Below are 14,316 nucleotides of genomic sequence, written 5' to 3' on the forward strand. Positions count from 1 at the left end.
CTCAGTCCGATTTCCAGAGACCGTGGCGCCGGGCCCTGCGGCCCAGCGTCACGGGGTCCATGCCCAGCGCCACGGCCGCGCGCCGCAGCACCCCGCCATGGCGCTCCAGGGCCTCGCGGATGAGCTCGCGCTCCACCCGCTCCAGCCGCGCGCGCAGCGAGCCATCTCCCGCCAGCTCGTTGCGCGCCGGGGACACCGTCACGAGCGAGGGTGGCAGCAGCCGGCGCGACACCACCTCTCCCGGACGCGACAGCAGCACGGCGCGCTCCAGCACGTTGCGCAGCTCGCGCACGTTGCCCGGCCACGGGTAGGAGCGCAGCATGTCCTCCACGTCCTGGGACATGCCGCTGGCCGAGCGGCGCAAGACCCGGTTGAACACGTGCAGGAAGTAGCGCGCCAGCTCCGGCACGTCCTCGGGCCGCTCGCGCAGCGGGGGGATGTCGATGGTGAAGCTGTTGAGGCGATAGAAGAGGTCCGAGCGGAAGCGTCCGGCGCGAACCTCCTCTCCCAGGTCCTTGTTGCTCGCGGCCAGGACGCGCACGTCCACGTGCCGCACCTGGGTGCCACCCACCGGACGGACATCGCCCGTCTCCAGCACGCGCAGGAGCTTCGCCTGGAGGTTGGGCGTCGTGTTCTCGATTTCGTCCAGGAAGATGGTGCCGCCGTTGGCCAGGACGAACAGCCCCGGATGGTCCGCCACCGCGTTGGTGAAGGCGCCCTTCACGTGGCCGAACAGCTCGCTCTCCAGCAGCGTCTCCGTGAGCGCGCCGCAGTCCTGCACCACCAGCGGCAGCTCTCCCCGGCCACTGAGGCGGTGGACGATGCGCGCCAGCACCTCCTTGCCCGTGCCCGTCTCGCCCTGGAGCAGCACCGCCACGCGGTGGGGCGCCACCTGGCGCACCATCTCCATCACCCGCTGCATGGCCGCGCTGCGCAGGCCCACTTCCTCCTCGCCCCGCCCGCCCGGCTCCGCTGGCCGCGCCTGGGACAGCGCCCGCTCGCGCAGCAGGTTGCGCTCCAACTCCAGCGTCATGCGCCACTGCTCGGTGCGCACGCCGCGCTCGCGTCCGGCCTGGAGCACCGCCTGCCTCACGGCCTCACGCGAGGGTGACTCCCCGAGCGCCCGGAAGACGAGGCCCGCGTTGAACAGCGCCACCAGTCGCTCCGGCGCGGCGGGCGCGCAGTAGATGATGCGCGAGGCCAGGTCCGAAGGAGGCACGGCGCCCGACAGCTCCACGTCCGTGCTCACCGTCGCAAGGCCCTCCACCAGCGTCAGGGCCCGCGCCTCCTCCTGGCCACAGACGAGCAGCGCCGCCGCGTCACCGCGCGCCAGCAGCGCATGCGCCTCCTCCGCGCTGGCGGCGAAGTGCGGCACGGCCTGCCCCTCCAGCGCCGCGCGGATATCCCGCGCCTCCTCTTCGCTCGCGAACACCACCACAACCTGGAGCCGCGCCGTCGTCAGGTAGCGCGCCAGCTTCACCCCGTCGGAGCCCTCGAAGGAGTGGAAGAAGACGCCGAGCGCCGTCACCGCGCCGCCCGACTCGTGCCGCCAGCGCACGTCGCCTCTCGCGCGGATGTGCTCGTTCGAGTCCGGCAGGGAGAACGACAACTCCACGGACTCGCCCTCGCGCGGCCCCTCCTGGGGCCCTCGCGGCGTGGCGATGAGGCCGATGCCCGTCTCGCTGATGTTGACGGCCCAGCACCCCGGAAGGGCGGGCTGCGTCACCACCTTCACGTACAACGGCTTGCGTTCGCTTCGAGGGGCGTAGGCGGACACAGGCCGCGTCATGACCCTCGCAGTCTACTGCACCAATGAAGCCTTGCTGGGAAATTGCGGCGCCAGAAGATCCTTCACCGTCCACTCCCCTTGGCCCTGGCGAAATCCGTCTACGGGCAAACCAGCGGGTTTGAGTCGACTCAGGGCCCTGGGACGTGGAGCAACAGGCCCATGAGGACGTCATCGACGTAGGAGCCGTCATCGAGGCGGAGGAAGGCGCGACGGGTGCCCTCGAGGACGAAGCCCTGGGAGAGATAGAGCGCGAGGGCCCTCGGGTTGTCGGCCCGAGCGCAGAGTTCCACTCGGGTGACGGCGCCACCGTCCGGGTCGCGGTGGGCGCGGACCCAGGTGAGCAGGTGGTCCATCAAGGCCCGGCCCACACCCAGCCCCTGGGCCGAAGGATGCACACCGATGCCCAGCACGCCCACGTGACGCAGCATCCGATAGGAGAGGCGCAGGATGGAGGCTTCCCCCAGCAGCGCTCCGTGCGAGTCCGTCACGACCAGGGGGAACGCGGTGCCATCCTGCCGGTGCAGCCCCGCGCCATCGCGTTGGGCCGTGAAGGTGGCCGCGTCCACGGGCAGCTCCTCCGGGTGCTTCACGATGCCTTGACGGGCCTGGACAATGGCTCGCTCCAGCTCGAACAGCGCCGGCCCATCCTCTCGCACCGCCTCCCGGACGAGGCCGGGGCGACCGTCACGTAGCATCAACTGGACCGGCTGGAATCGCATGAGAAGGTCCTTCGCGAACGACGAGTGGGAGCCCGTGACGCAGGGCCTGACGGTACCTGACTCGCCCGCACGCTCGGGGCATGATGTGGCCACTTCGATGAGGGGGACGATGCCTTTGACGATGACCGCGAATGCTCGGAGCGCTCGGAGCGAGGAGCATGAGCTCGCGCTGCTGTTGAGCGGACGCTGTCGCAGGTGTGCCGAGCGGATTCCAGGAGGGACGGCGCTGCGCGGTCGCCCCTGTCCCCGGTGCGACGAACAGACGCTGCCCAGCGCCACGGACCGAGAGGTCCTCCACCGACTCGCCTCCGAGCGAGCCACGGTGCGGCTGGGCATCGCCGTCGCGGTGGTGGCGCTCGCCGCGCTGGTCGCCAGTTGGGTGCCCCTGCTCACGTCCCTGCTGCTGGTCGCCGCGCTGGTGTGGCTGCGCGTGACGCTGGTGACTCCCGCGCTCCAACTGCTCACGCCCCAGCGTCGGCTGGTCTCCCGGTGGACGCTGCGCCTGGCCGCCGGCTGCTTCGTGGCGCTGTCCATCCTCGTGCTCGAACTCCTCACGCTGATTCCCGGCTTCGGCGCGCTGGTCAAGGTCGCGCTGAGCGCGGGCGAAGTCGCGCTCGCTGGCCTCTTCGCGCGCCGCTACCTCGCATGGCAGACCGAGCGCGAGGCGCGCGGTGTCGCCGTCGCCTTCTGGGAGATGGGCCTGCTGGTGGGCTGGATGTTGATGCTGCTGGCCTTCACCGCCGCGTCGGTGCTGCTGGTGTTGTACGTGCTCCAGTCACTGGGGCTCGTGCAGGGCTTCCTCGCCGCGCCGATGGGAGGGAGCTGAGCCATGCTCTCCTTCGCCCTCGCCTCCCAGGTCATCGGCCTGAGTGGCGCCTCGGGAACGCGCGCGGGCGGCAGCCTGTTGCTGCTCGCGCTCGCCGCCCACTACCAATACCTGTCGCTGCCACCGGAGCTCGGCTGGCTCGCGACGCCGCAAGCGCTCGGGGCCTTCGTCGCGCTGCTCGCGTTCGAGATGTACACGCAGCGCGACAGTGACCTGCGCATGGTGCTGGGCCTGGCGCAGTTCGCGTTGAGCGCGGGCAGCGGCGCCACGGTGGCGCTCGCATCAATGGGCGTGGGGACGGAGCAGCTTCCTCCCTGGGCCGTGGGCGCGGTGGGCGCCTTCGTCGCCGTCGCGACGCTGTCGGTGCGCCAATGGGTGCATACGCGCGTGGACCAGCTCGAAACGGAAGTGCTGCACCCCCGGCGGTGGCTCCTGCGCACCGAGGACGTCTTCGGCCTGGGGCTGGCGGCGGTGGCCATCCTCTGGGCGCCACTGTCGCTGGCGCTCGTGCTCCTGTTCACCCTGGCCTGTGGCGCGGCGGGACTGGTCGCCTATCGACTGGAAGCGCGCTCGCGCCGCGCGTGTCCCGCCGGGTGTGGGGCGAAGATTCGCGAGGAGGCCTCGCGCTGCCCCAGGTGCCGCGCGGACGTGCCCGTGGCCAAGGCCGTGGACCTGCGGCTCGGGGGGCGGATGCGGGACGCGCTTCGCGGGGCGCTCGGGTCCGGGAACTCCAGCGCTCCGCGCATGGAACCAGGCATCCAGCGCGACGGCGGCAAGGCCCCTTCCCGGCTGGGATGATGGGCGGTCCCCGCCGTTCCTGGCATGCTGCGGACGGCTCCCATGTCTTCGACCGCGGACGCGTCTTCTCCTGGCCCGGTGCTCCGGGTCGCACAGCAGGTTCCCCGCACCGAGGCGGAGGGCCCCGGGCGCCGCTTCGCACTCTGGCTCCAGGGGTGTCCGCTGCGCTGCCCCGGGTGCTGCAACCCGGAGATGTTCGCGATGGAGCGCGGCACCGTCGTGACGGTGGAGTCGCTCGCGGCCCGGGTGCTCGCGACGCCCGGCATCGAGGGCTTCTCGCTGCTCGGGGGTGAGCCCTTCGCGCAGCCCGGCCCCGCCGCGGACCTCTGTGAGCGGCTGCGCGCGGGCGGCCTCAGCACCATGGTCTTCAGCGGCTACACGCTCGCGGAGCTGAAGGCCCGGACGAACCCGGACGTCGAGCGGTTGCTCGCCAGCCTGGACCTGCTGGTGGATGGGCGCTACGAGAAGGACCAGCCGGAGTCGCGCCGGCGGTGGATTGGCTCCAGCAACCAGGTCATGCACTTCCTCACCCCGCGCTACTCGCCGGAAGACCCGACATTCACCGCGCCCAACACGGCGGAGCTGCACCTCGTCGAAGGCCGGCTCATCATCAACGGCTGGCCAGACCTCGCGGACCGCCTCCGTCCATGACCCGCGTCTCGCCTTCCGAGCACTCGCTGCTCACGCTCGCGCGCGCCATCATGGGCCTGGGGCAGTACGCGCCCGTCGAGGACCTGCTTCGTGCGCGCCACACCACGCCCGCGCGCCTGAGTCCCGGCGCCCTGCGCTCGCTGCGTGACACGTTGGCCAGGGGCACCGTCCTCGCGCTGGCCCGCTGCGGTGGGGCACGCCAGCGACGTCACCTGTCCTCCGAGTCAGGCCCCTCGCGCCTGTGGGAACGACACGGTCCTCCCGCGCTGCGCTTCTCCGTCCTCTGCTTCCACACCCTGCGCTGGCTCGTGGAACAGCCGCTCGCGATTCTCGGCCACAGGCCCCTGGATGTGGACGCGCCTCCGACGCTCGCCGACGAGCTGTTCCTCTACCTGTGCTGTCGACTGGTGGCGGGCACCCCCTGCGCTCTGTCGATCGCCCTGCAGCCCCAGTTCCAGCGCTCCATCCTCTGTCGGCTCGGGTTTCCGGACCTGTTCGGCGCCTCGCTCGGACGCGTGGACGCGGAAGGCTTCGCGCCGCTGCTCGCGGAGGGAGGCTGGCTGCTGGAGGCGCTCCAGGACGAGCTCGCCCTTCGCTGGCGCCGACTGGAAGAGAGCAAAGCGCGGCTCATCGAGCCCAAGCAACTGGTCGACCTGGGCACCGCGCAGGAGCAGGTGCTGGACGGGTTTCTCGACGCGGTGGACCGCGCGGGCCGCAGAGATTTGGCGGGCTTCGTGCTGGAGGCGCTGCGGCCCCTGGTCGACCAGCCCGCGTCGCGATGGGTGTCCAACCTGTCGCCTCGCGCATCGCTGAGCGTGAAGGACCAGGCACGCCGGGCGGCGGGAGCGAGCCTGCGCGCACTCGGACGGATGGCGCGCTGGGATGCCGAGCACCGCGCGGTGCGCTTCTTCGACGACGGCTACGAGGGCGCGCAGTTGCTGCTCTCCGCCTGGGCGTCCTTCGGTGAGCCCGGCTTCCGCCTCGCCTCGGACCGGGAGCGTGAGCTGACCACGGACCTGGCGGCTCCCGTCGAAACGATTCCGGATACCCTTCCCCTCCCTTCCTCCGAGAGCGCCCCATGAGCCGCGCCTATCGAATCTCCGTCTCCGAGTCCCTCAACCGCATCGTCCAGGCCGAGGACGGCGTGTGCTCCAAGCTGGAGCTGTTGCCCTTGCTGTCTCGCGAGGAGACCGCGGGCCTGCTCGCCTCGGAGCTGGCGAACCGGGGCTTCACGCAAGAGGGCGACGTGGCGGTGCGCGTCGAGGCCGACGGCGTGCGCGTGGCCGTGGACGTCACCACCGGCGAGGTGAGCGTCACGTTGTCGGACGAAGCGTCGGTGGAGCTGAGGGCGACGGGCGAGGTCCTCTCCCACACCCCGGACGGATCCGAGGCGACGAAGAAGCTCGCGCGGGAGAAGGCGCGGGCGAAGCTGGAGGACCAGACCCAGGACGCCACCGAGTCGCTGCGCGAGGATATCACCCGGCGGCTCGAAGGACGGCTCAGGGACCTCAAGTCGGAGCTGGACTCCATCGCCAACAAGGTGACGGGCGAGGCCCTCAAGGTGCGCGCGTCGCAACTGGGCACGGTGGAGGAGATTCACGAGGACGCGGCCACGGGCTCGCTCACCATCAAGGTTCGCGTATGAGTCAGCGCATCCCCGAGGAATCCCTCCCCACGGAGCTGACGCCCTTCGCCGCGGTGGAGGCCGCGTATCCCGCCGAGCTGGGACGCCTGTGCGAGGCGCTGCTGCGAGGCCTCCCGGTGATGGTGGAGGCGGACAAGGAGCTGACGCCCTACTTCTACAAGTGCCTGCGGGACAGGTTGAAGAAGGACGGCAAGCAGTTCCTCTATCTGGATGGCCGCGCCGCCGCGGAGCCACCACCCGGAATGCCCGCGCCCAGCATGATGGCCACGCTCATCGGCCAGCTGCGCGACGCGGTGCGAGGCGCGGTGCGCGAGCGCATCGTCGTGCTGCCCCATCTCGACCTGCTCACCACCAGCAGCGGCGGCCTCACGTCCGAGGCGCGCGAGGTGATTCCGCTGCTGTATGAAAACCCGGAGATGCTCTGGGTGGGCTTCAAGGACCCGTCGTTCCCGCTGCCACGGGTCATCGAGAACCTGTTCCCCCACAAGGAGAGCATCCTCGGCGTGAGTCGCGAGCGGCTGCGCTACCTCGTCACTCAGCGCGAGTGTCGCAAGTTCGGCCGGGGCCTCCAGCCCTACTCGCTCTACAAACACGTGTCCGGCGTGAATGCCGTGCGACTGCGGCGGCTGCTCGGGGCCATCACCGGCGAGGACTATCCCAGCGACGCGAGGCCTGCCTTCGCGCAGCTCCGCTCGGCCACGCTGAGCGGCTCGCTCAACGTGCCGGAGATTGACCTGCACACGGAGATTGGCGGCTACGCGAAGGTCAAGGAGCGACTCCAGCGAGAGATTCTCGACGTGCTCGCGCACAAGGAGACGCTGTCGGACCCGGAGGCGGTGAAGCGCGTGGAGGGCCTGCTGCCCCGGGGGATGATTTTCTGGGGCCCGCCGGGCACCGGCAAGACGCTCTTCGCCAAGGCGATGGCCTCGTCGCTGGGCGCCGCGGTGCTGGTGGTGAGCGGCCCGGAGCTGAAGAGCCGCTGGGTGGGCGAGAGCGAGGAGAACCTCCGGCAGATCTTCGTCCGCGCCCGTCAGGCCGCGCCCAGCATCATCATCTTCGACGAGCTGGACTCCTTCGCGGCGGCGCGGGGCACGTACACGGGCTCCGGCGTGGAGCACTCCATGGTGAACCAGCTCCTCACGGAGATGGACGGCTTCCGCAAGGAGGAGCTCGTCTTCGTGGTGGGCACCACCAACTTCGTGGAGTCGCTGGACCCCGCGCTGCTGCGTCCGGGCCGCTTCGAGTTCCAGCTCTGCATCCCCTACCCCAACAGCACGGACCGCCGGGCCATCCTGTCCATCTACGACAAGAAGCTGGCCCTGGGCATGACGGAGCGGGCGCTGGACTACGCGGTGAAGCGCACCGGAGACCGCGTCGAGGGAACGGGCACGCGCTTCTCCGGTGACCACATCCAGGCGCTGTGTCGGGCCCTGGCCAGACGCCGGCTGAGGGATGCAACGCAGACACCCACCGAGCCGGTGGACGTGGAGAAGGCCCTCACGGACTTCCTGGACCGGCCGGAGCTCACGTCCGCCGAGGAGAAGGTCGTGGCCACCCACGAGGCCGGCCACGCCGTGTGCGCGCTGTTCTGTCCCAGCGCTCCCGCCATCGACCGCATCAGCATTCGCGGAGACCTGGCCGGCATGCTCGGCTTCGTGCAGTACGCGGACCCCGCGCATCGCTACGTCGTCACGCGCAGCCAGTTGCTGGACAGCATCTGCATGCTCTTTGGCGGACGCGAGGCGGAGGCGTTGCTCCTGGAGGACCTGTCCATCGGCAGCGCCCATGACCTGGAGCGCGCCACCGAGATTGCCCGCGAGCTGGTGGAGATGCTCGGCATGGGTGGCGACGGAATCCCCGTGCGCCGGTTCGACGCCCCGGGACGGGACGCGGAGCGGCATGCGCTCTCCGATGCGACGCGCGGCACGCTGGAGGCCGCGGTGCAAGAGGTGCTGGAGGTGCAACGCGCCCGGGCCCGCGACATCCTCCACCGGGAGAAGACTCGCCTCGTCGCGCTTCGGGACTTGTTGCTCGAGCGCAAGGTGCTGGACCGCGAGGCATTCGTCCACCTGGCGCCCATGCTGGCGTCGCAGAAGGAGCCGGCCCATGGCTAGTCTCATCCTCCGTCTCCTGGTGAATCCCCAGACGGGTCGCAAGGACATCGTCATCCAGTACGAGAGCGACTCCGACGCGCTTCCCATGGAGCACGAGGAGGAGCACCGTCGCCTCGTGGATCAGCTCATCGCCGGGGGCGCGCTCAAGGCCTCTGAGGTGGGCCGAATCATCGTCCAGCGAGACACTCCCTCCGGCCAGGCCGCCCAGCCCGAGTCAACGTCCGAGAGCACCGCCGAGAAGGTGAGCCAGAAGGCCTGATGTCCACGCTCGTGTTTCCCACCGAGGAAGCGCTCCACCTCGCGCTGACCTCCCGCCTCGTTCCTCCCGAAGTCCAGGCCACGCCGGCCCGCTACCGTCGGTCCGCCGAGGGTGTGCTCCACGTCACGTCCCAGGCGCCCTTGTCGAAGGCCGTGCTCGCGGAGCTGGCGACTTTCGGCATCAAGGCCGACGCGAAGGCACCTCGCGCGGAGGACTCCGTGCTGTGCTGGGCGGAGCTGCTGGCCCCGCGTCGGGTCCCCGTCGAGAGCGCGCCCCTGGGCGCGGTGTTGTTCCTGCCCGTGGATGGCGACGGGCTGTTGTCGCTCGCGGGCGAGCTGCTGCGCCTGGGCTGTGACCGCCAGGAGGTCTGCTTCGCCGAGGAGAAGAAGGGCCAGCGCGCCCTGCTTCGCGCCTCCGCCCCGCCCTACTTCACGCTCACCGGCGCGATGGACCGCGCGGGGGGCCTGCGAGCCTTCGTGCCCGCGGTGCCTGGGCAGACTTCCGTCTGGGTGGAGCTGGGCCACGTGCATCCGCTCGCGCGCACGCTCCTGCCCGCGCCTGGCACCGTGCTGCTCATTCCCGGCGAAGGCCCGTGGCTGACGGCGCCGGACGGGCCGTGGACGGACCTGTATCAGCTCACGGACCTGCGGCTCCCCGAGCCCGCGGAGGACTGGACGCCCTCGGCCGCGCCGGGACGACTCTCCGTCCACTTGAGGCTCACCCGGGCCGCGCGCACGGAGGCCGCGAGTCTCTGGGTGCTGCGCGAGAACGCCGTGGCGCAGGTGGAGTCGCTGGTCCACACGTTGCCGGAAGCCCTGCTCGCGCAGCTTCGCTTCGCGGTGACCGGGCCCGCCGACGCGCCGTGCATCATCCTGCGAGCACGGCATGGCCGCGAGCGGCCACCGGAGCTGGGCCTGTCCGCCATGGCCTATTCGCCGCTGCCCCAGCTCGCGGACCTCTACCTGCCCTGTGACGGCCTGCTGGAGCCGCCCGTACGCAGAGACCGGCTGCGCGCGCTCCTCGCACCCGTACCGGACACCGTCACCTGGTTGCACCCCACAGGCGCCGGCGGCTTCCGCGCGGAGCGAATCCCCGAGCAGGCCTTCCAGCCACTCGAGTCCTGGGTGGACTACGTGGTGGACACCGCCGCCGCGGCCCTTGAGCCGTGGGTGAAGGGGGCCACGTTCGATTTCGGCGCCATCGAATCCGCGGACGGCGAGTGGATGCCCGGTGCGGCGGGCCCCGCTCCCACCGGGGAGAGCGAGGACCCGAACACGTCGACACGAAGCACCCGCCGCACGCGACGAGGGCAGGCGCCCGTGCCGGAGCCCGTCGATCCGGCGCAGCCAGCGACGACGAAGCGCTCGTCGTCCCGAGGCGCGGGGACCCTCCTGGAGCCACTCACACCCGCGCAGCTCGGTGCCGCCGAGGAAGCCCTCACGGTCGCGGAGAAGTCCTTCCTCGAACTGGATGTTCCCGCCGATGCCCCCGAGCGACAGGCGCTCTGGGTTCACATGGCGGAGCTGAATGGTCAGCTCGGCCGAGGGCGCGACGCGGCGCTGTGCTGGACACGCGCGCTCTGGAACGCCTCGGGCGCGGATGCCACGGAGCTGGCCGTGCGCTGGGCGGAGGCGGAGTCCCGCGCGGGTGCCTCGCGGGCCGAACTCCTGGCCCGCGCCACGCCCTCCGAGGACGACGTGCGCAGCTTCGCCAGCGGGCTCGTCCTGGGTGCGCTGACGTCTCCACGGACGCCACCGGGGGATATGCCCGCGCTGCAGCGCTGGTTGGACCGCCACGACACCGCGCTCGACGTGCGCACGTTGTGGCTCTCGCGCGCCGCGCTGGACACGCTCGCGGGGGGCGACCCGCTGAGCCTCGCGAGGACGGGGGACCGACTGCTGGAGATGCTCCAGCGGGGGCTCTCCCTCTCGCGCGATGTCCCGCGCTTCCTGCGGGGCGGCACGGATGCGTCGGCCCTGCCTCGGCTCGCGGCACAACTGGACGCGCTGCTGGACCGCTTCGAGCGCACCGCGCGTCGGCGCTCCTCCGTGGAGGCGCCCGCCGAATTGACCCAGGCCTATGTCCGCCTCGTCTTCGCCTGTGGCCTCGCGAGGCTGGGACAGGCGGACCGCGCGCGGGCGCTGGTGGCCTCGGCCACGGCGGCGCTCGACACGAAGGAGCCCATCCATGGGTTCCTGTCGCGGGCCTATGGCGCACGCGTGGCGCAAGCGCTGGAGGGCGAGCCGCTGGAGACTCCGCTGCCCACGGACATCTCCGCGGAGCTCAACGCGCTGGCCACCTTCCAGCGCTACAAGGTGGACCGGCTGCGACAGGCCTCCGCGCTGTTGGAGCCCAGCGAACGGTTGGACCCCGCCCGGGCCTTCGGACGCGGGACACGCGACCTGCGAGGCGAGGAGTTCGCGGCGCTGCGAGACATCCGCGACGCGGCCACGGTGACACACGAGGTGGTCCAGTTGGTGAGGCGCGCCACGGGAGCCCGCCTGCCCGCACCCGAGCGACTGCGCCTCATCGGCGGCTTGCTGGAGACGTTGCCTCGGCTGGCCCCTGCGCGGGCGCTGCCGCTGCTGGATGAACTCGTCTCAGCGATGGAGGGGCTCCCGGGAGAGTCTCAGGCCCAACTCCTGGGTGACGCGCTTACCCTGGCGGCGCTGTTCGGCCGGGCGGACCGCGCGACGTCACTGGCGGGGCGGCTGCGGCTGGTGTTGGCCGGACTTGCGCCGGAGTCCCCCGCGTGGGGCGCGGGCATCCTGGAGGCCAGCCTGCGCGGCCTGCGTCGCGTCGGCCTGTCTCGCGAGACGGGCGAGATGGTGGCGGCGACGCGAGGTCTGCTCACACGGGCCAAGGCGCCCGTGGCGGCGCGACTGGGTGTCGCGTCGGGAATGGCGATGCTCGGGCACGTGGACGAAGCGCTGCCGGTGTTCAACATGGCCTTCGACGCGCTGGCCGCCGCGAAGGGCTCCCCTCCGGAGCGGATGGCCCTGACGCGCAGTCTGGCGGGAGCGCTGGCGCATACGCCGACGAACGTCGCGCTGCCGGGGCTGGCGAGACTGTCGGAGGGGCTCGCCACGGTGACGGACAGCTTCAATACCAACAGCCACTTCTGTTTGTCCGTGGTGGAGCTGGCGGACGCGCTGGTGCTGGGCCATGTGGAAGTGGCGCAGGGCGCGAGCGAGCGGGCACGCAGCTGGTTGGACGAGGATGAGTTCTTGGTGCGGCGACGCATCCATCAGGAGTTGGAGGACCGTACATGAGCAGTGTTCCCCGACGGGAGGAGCCCGTCGCCGACCCCATCTCCGCGCTGACGTTCGACGCGCTGTCACGCGAGGCGCAGGGGCTGCGCGAGCGGCTCAACCGGTTCCGACAGGGACTGGGGCGACACTTCGTGGGCAAGCAGACGCTGGTGGACCTGATGACCGTGGCGGCGGTGGCGCAGGAGCCGCTGCTCCTGGTGGGCCCCCCGGGCACGGCGAAGTCGGACCTGGTCCTCAAGTTCCGCGAAGCGCTGCGCATCCCCAACGAGGACTACTTCGAATACCTGCTGACGCGCTTCACCGAGCCGTCCGAAGTCCTGGGCCCCATCGACATCAACCTCCTGCGCCAGGGCCGCTACATCCGGCGCGAGGGCGGCAAGCTGCCCACCGCGAAGCTGGTGTTCCTGGACGAGGTGTTCAAGGCGAGCTCGGCCATCCTCAACGCGCTGCTGACGGTCATCAACGAGCGCAAGTTCTACCAGGACGGCGCGCCGCAGCCGGTGAAGCTCAAGGTGCTCTTCGCGGCGACGAACGAGCTGCCCGAGCACGCGGAGCTGGGCGCGCTCAAGGACCGCTTCTGCCTGAAGGCCGCGTGTCGCCCGGTGCAGGACCGCTACTTCCTGGAGCTGCTCGACTCCGGCCTGGAGTCCCAGACACACCGCGAGCTGAACCAGAAGCCGTGGGCGGAAGGACACGCGACGTTGGAAGACCTCCTGAAGGCGCACCGCTACCTGACGCTGATGATGGGGCGCAAGGAGATGGGGCCGGACGGGAGAGAGCTGAAGGACCGTGACCTGTTCTTCCGCGACGAGCTGCTGCGCGAGTTCCGCCGCGTGGTGCAGACGCTGACGCGCGAGGACGGCGTGTTCATCAGCGACCGCAAGCTGGTGAAGCTCTACCGGCTGCTGCGCACGCGCGCGTGGATCTTCCACGGCGGCGCGGTGGAGCGGCAGGACCTCCAGCTCCTCTCCTACCTGGGAGAGACGCGGGAGGAGATCGACCTGCTCGAAGAGAAGGTGCCTCGACTGCTCGGCCTGACGTGATACGCGTCCGCTGAACGTCACGAGGACCTGGAGCCATGCGTCCAGGTCCCCGTGTCACGAGCAGTCGCTACGGAGTACAGGACACGTTGGCGGGCGCGGCCCAGAGCTGGTACCAGCCCGTGTCATCCATCGCGGTGAAGTAGATGCTGCCGCCAACGCGAGCGAAGCGTTCGGGCGACGACGTCACCAATGACGGAGTCGCCGTCACCTCCGCCGTGGTGGCGTTGGTGCCGTAGCTCACCCAGGGGTTCGTGTAGGAGCCCGCCGAATCCGCTCCCGCGAAGATGACCCCGCCGCCGTCGATGGGATGGACGGACGAAGAGAACTCGTCGGAGACGCTCAGCGAGCCAGGCATCGAGCGCGTCTGCGTGGCTGTGCCATCCGTCACTCACAACTTCACCACGCGATACGCGGGCCCCGGAGTGCTGATGGCCACGGCGAAGTACAGCTTTCCTCCCGAGCGGGTGAACGACTGGAGAGACGGGAACGCAGCCTCCTGGTCCGCGTAGGGGTTCTCCAGGACGGTGACGGTGGCCTTCCCTCCGCCCGCCTGCGCGACGCGATACAGCCCCATCCGCTGCGTCACCGGGTCCGCGTTCGTCAGGTACACGTGCGCGCCCAGCGAGCCGAGCATCCGCATCTCACGGCCGAAAGACTCCAGCCGCACCGTGCCCGAGGCCGTGCCGTCCGACTTCCACACCTCCGTGTTCACCCCGTCCCGGAGCGTGAAGAGTCCCGTGCTCCCGTCCTCGGTGATTCCGACATCGACCACGGGTACCACGTTGGCATCCAGTCGCTTGACGAAGACCGTACCGCCGGACGTCCCATTCGTGCGCCACAGCGCGGTGCCGTGCTCCGGGCTGGACAGGAAGAACAGATGCGCGCTGGAGGTCCGCACGTAGCTCGGCGACAGGGTACTCAGGACGCCGAGGTTCACGAGCTGCGTCGTCCCCTCGGCCGAGCCATCCGTGCGCCACAGCTCCACCTGGAGCCTCGGCGGGTCCATCACCTGCCAGGTGCGGAAGAACGTGACGAACGTACCGTAGGAGGCGAACTGGGAGAGAGCCGAGCCCGCGGACCCTGCACATCCCGGATGCCCGTGGGCATGGAGGTGAACGTCGGCGACTGGGGCGTCCCGGGCGGCACGACGACCTTCACCCGCCGCGCTCCCTCGGGTGAACAGGCCAGGGTGGATACCTG

13 protein-coding genes are annotated in these 14,316 nt (G+C 70.6%); 9 read left to right on the plus strand and 4 right to left on the minus strand.

The window, feature by feature from the left end:
• Window position 1: 1 nt before the first annotated feature.
• Both HUA75_RS18335 and HUA75_RS18340 read right to left on the minus strand, forming a co-directional pair.
• A complete protein-coding gene (locus HUA75_RS18335) occupies window positions 2-1,789 on the minus strand; it encodes a sigma 54-interacting transcriptional regulator (protein ID WP_174487146.1) in 1,788 nt (595 codons plus the stop codon).
• Between the two features lie 128 nt (window positions 1,790-1,917).
• Window positions 1,918-2,508, minus strand: a complete 591-nt coding sequence (locus HUA75_RS18340) for a GNAT family N-acetyltransferase (RefSeq protein ID WP_174487147.1) — start codon at window positions 2,506-2,508, stop codon at window positions 1,918-1,920.
• Window positions 2,509-2,617: 109 nt separating this feature from the next.
• Here HUA75_RS18340 and HUA75_RS18345 point away from each other — a divergent pair, with 109 nt between their 5' ends.
• From HUA75_RS18345 to HUA75_RS18385, 9 genes are read left to right on the plus strand one after another with little or no spacing between them, the layout of a single operon-like run.
• Window positions 2,618-3,334, plus strand: coding sequence for a hypothetical protein (locus HUA75_RS18345; RefSeq protein ID WP_174455157.1), 717 nt, complete (start codon window positions 2,618-2,620; stop codon window positions 3,332-3,334).
• A 3-nt stretch (window positions 3,335-3,337) separates the two neighbouring features.
• Complete coding sequence (locus HUA75_RS18350) at window positions 3,338-4,132, plus strand: DUF4126 domain-containing protein (protein WP_141643781.1); 795 nt, start codon at window positions 3,338-3,340, stop codon at window positions 4,130-4,132.
• A gap of 42 nt (window positions 4,133-4,174) precedes the next feature.
• Entirely contained in the window at window positions 4,175-4,783 is a 609-nt protein-coding gene (locus HUA75_RS18355; protein ID WP_174487148.1) for a 4Fe-4S single cluster domain-containing protein, read from the plus strand.
• Window positions 4,780-5,865: a hypothetical protein gene (locus HUA75_RS18360; protein WP_174487149.1), complete on the plus strand. Its 1,086-nt coding sequence runs from the start codon at window positions 4,780-4,782 to the stop codon at window positions 5,863-5,865. Before HUA75_RS18355 ends, HUA75_RS18360 begins: the two co-directional genes overlap by 4 nt.
• Window positions 5,862-6,428 carry a hypothetical protein gene (locus tag HUA75_RS18365; protein WP_141643778.1) on the plus strand — a complete coding sequence of 189 codons (567 nt, stop codon included), beginning with the start codon at window positions 5,862-5,864 and terminating at the stop codon, window positions 6,426-6,428. The genes HUA75_RS18360 and HUA75_RS18365 overlap by 4 nt, the downstream gene beginning before the upstream one ends.
• Entirely contained in the window at window positions 6,425-8,542 is a 2,118-nt protein-coding gene (locus tag HUA75_RS18370; RefSeq protein ID WP_174487150.1) for an AAA family ATPase, read from the plus strand. Before HUA75_RS18365 ends, HUA75_RS18370 begins: the two co-directional genes overlap by 4 nt.
• On the plus strand, window positions 8,535-8,801 hold the full coding sequence (locus HUA75_RS18375) for a hypothetical protein (RefSeq protein WP_174455152.1): 267 nt from the start codon (window positions 8,535-8,537) through the stop codon (window positions 8,799-8,801). The genes HUA75_RS18370 and HUA75_RS18375 overlap by 8 nt, the downstream gene beginning before the upstream one ends.
• Window positions 8,801-12,073 carry a hypothetical protein gene (locus tag HUA75_RS18380; RefSeq protein WP_174487151.1) on the plus strand — a complete coding sequence of 1,091 codons (3,273 nt, stop codon included), beginning with the start codon at window positions 8,801-8,803 and terminating at the stop codon, window positions 12,071-12,073. The genes HUA75_RS18375 and HUA75_RS18380 overlap by 1 nt, the downstream gene beginning before the upstream one ends.
• On the plus strand, window positions 12,070-13,116 hold the full coding sequence (locus HUA75_RS18385) for an AAA family ATPase (RefSeq protein ID WP_141643774.1): 1,047 nt from the start codon (window positions 12,070-12,072) through the stop codon (window positions 13,114-13,116). The genes HUA75_RS18380 and HUA75_RS18385 overlap by 4 nt, the downstream gene beginning before the upstream one ends.
• A 67-nt stretch (window positions 13,117-13,183) precedes the next feature.
• On the opposite strand, the gene HUA75_RS18390 is transcribed toward HUA75_RS18385, so the two are convergent.
• Window positions 13,184-13,504, minus strand: coding sequence for a hypothetical protein (locus tag HUA75_RS18390; RefSeq protein ID WP_174487152.1), 321 nt, complete (start codon window positions 13,502-13,504; stop codon window positions 13,184-13,186).
• Window positions 13,505-14,122: a hypothetical protein gene (locus HUA75_RS18395; protein WP_174487153.1), complete on the minus strand. Its 618-nt coding sequence runs from the start codon at window positions 14,120-14,122 to the stop codon at window positions 13,505-13,507. It lies immediately after the preceding gene.
• Window positions 14,123-14,316: the final 194 nt, after the last annotated feature.

The organism is Myxococcus sp. CA040A (assembly GCF_013336725.1).
Lineage (GTDB): Bacteria > Myxococcota > Myxococcia > Myxococcales > Myxococcaceae > Myxococcus > Myxococcus llanfairpwllgwyngyllgogerychwyrndrobwllllantysiliogogogochensis.

Bases quoted from the DNA above. Each gene is read 5' to 3' on its own strand.
- HUA75_RS18385 (WP_141643774.1), top strand. From the start codon at position 12,070: ATGAGCAGTGTTCCCCGACGGGAGGAGCCCGTCGCCGACCCCATCTCC.
- HUA75_RS18360 (WP_174487149.1), top strand. From the start codon at position 4,780: ATGACCCGCGTCTCGCCTTCCGAGCACTCGCTGCTCACGCTCGCGCGC.
- HUA75_RS18395 (WP_174487153.1), bottom strand. From the start codon at position 14,122: ATGGACCCGCCGAGGCTCCAGGTGGAGCTGTGGCGCACGGATGGCTCG.
- HUA75_RS18340 (WP_174487147.1), bottom strand. From the start codon at position 2,508: ATGCGATTCCAGCCGGTCCAGTTGATGCTACGTGACGGTCGCCCCGGC.
- HUA75_RS18380 (WP_174487151.1), top strand. From the start codon at position 8,801: ATGTCCACGCTCGTGTTTCCCACCGAGGAAGCGCTCCACCTCGCGCTG.
- HUA75_RS18370 (WP_174487150.1), top strand. From the start codon at position 6,425: ATGAGTCAGCGCATCCCCGAGGAATCCCTCCCCACGGAGCTGACGCCC.
- HUA75_RS18365 (WP_141643778.1), top strand. From the start codon at position 5,862: ATGAGCCGCGCCTATCGAATCTCCGTCTCCGAGTCCCTCAACCGCATC.
- HUA75_RS18355 (WP_174487148.1), top strand. From the start codon at position 4,175: ATGTCTTCGACCGCGGACGCGTCTTCTCCTGGCCCGGTGCTCCGGGTC.
- HUA75_RS18345 (WP_174455157.1), top strand. From the start codon at position 2,618: ATGCCTTTGACGATGACCGCGAATGCTCGGAGCGCTCGGAGCGAGGAG.
- HUA75_RS18350 (WP_141643781.1), top strand. From the start codon at position 3,338: ATGCTCTCCTTCGCCCTCGCCTCCCAGGTCATCGGCCTGAGTGGCGCC.
- HUA75_RS18335 (WP_174487146.1), bottom strand. From the start codon at position 1,789: ATGACGCGGCCTGTGTCCGCCTACGCCCCTCGAAGCGAACGCAAGCCG.
- HUA75_RS18375 (WP_174455152.1), top strand. From the start codon at position 8,535: ATGGCTAGTCTCATCCTCCGTCTCCTGGTGAATCCCCAGACGGGTCGC.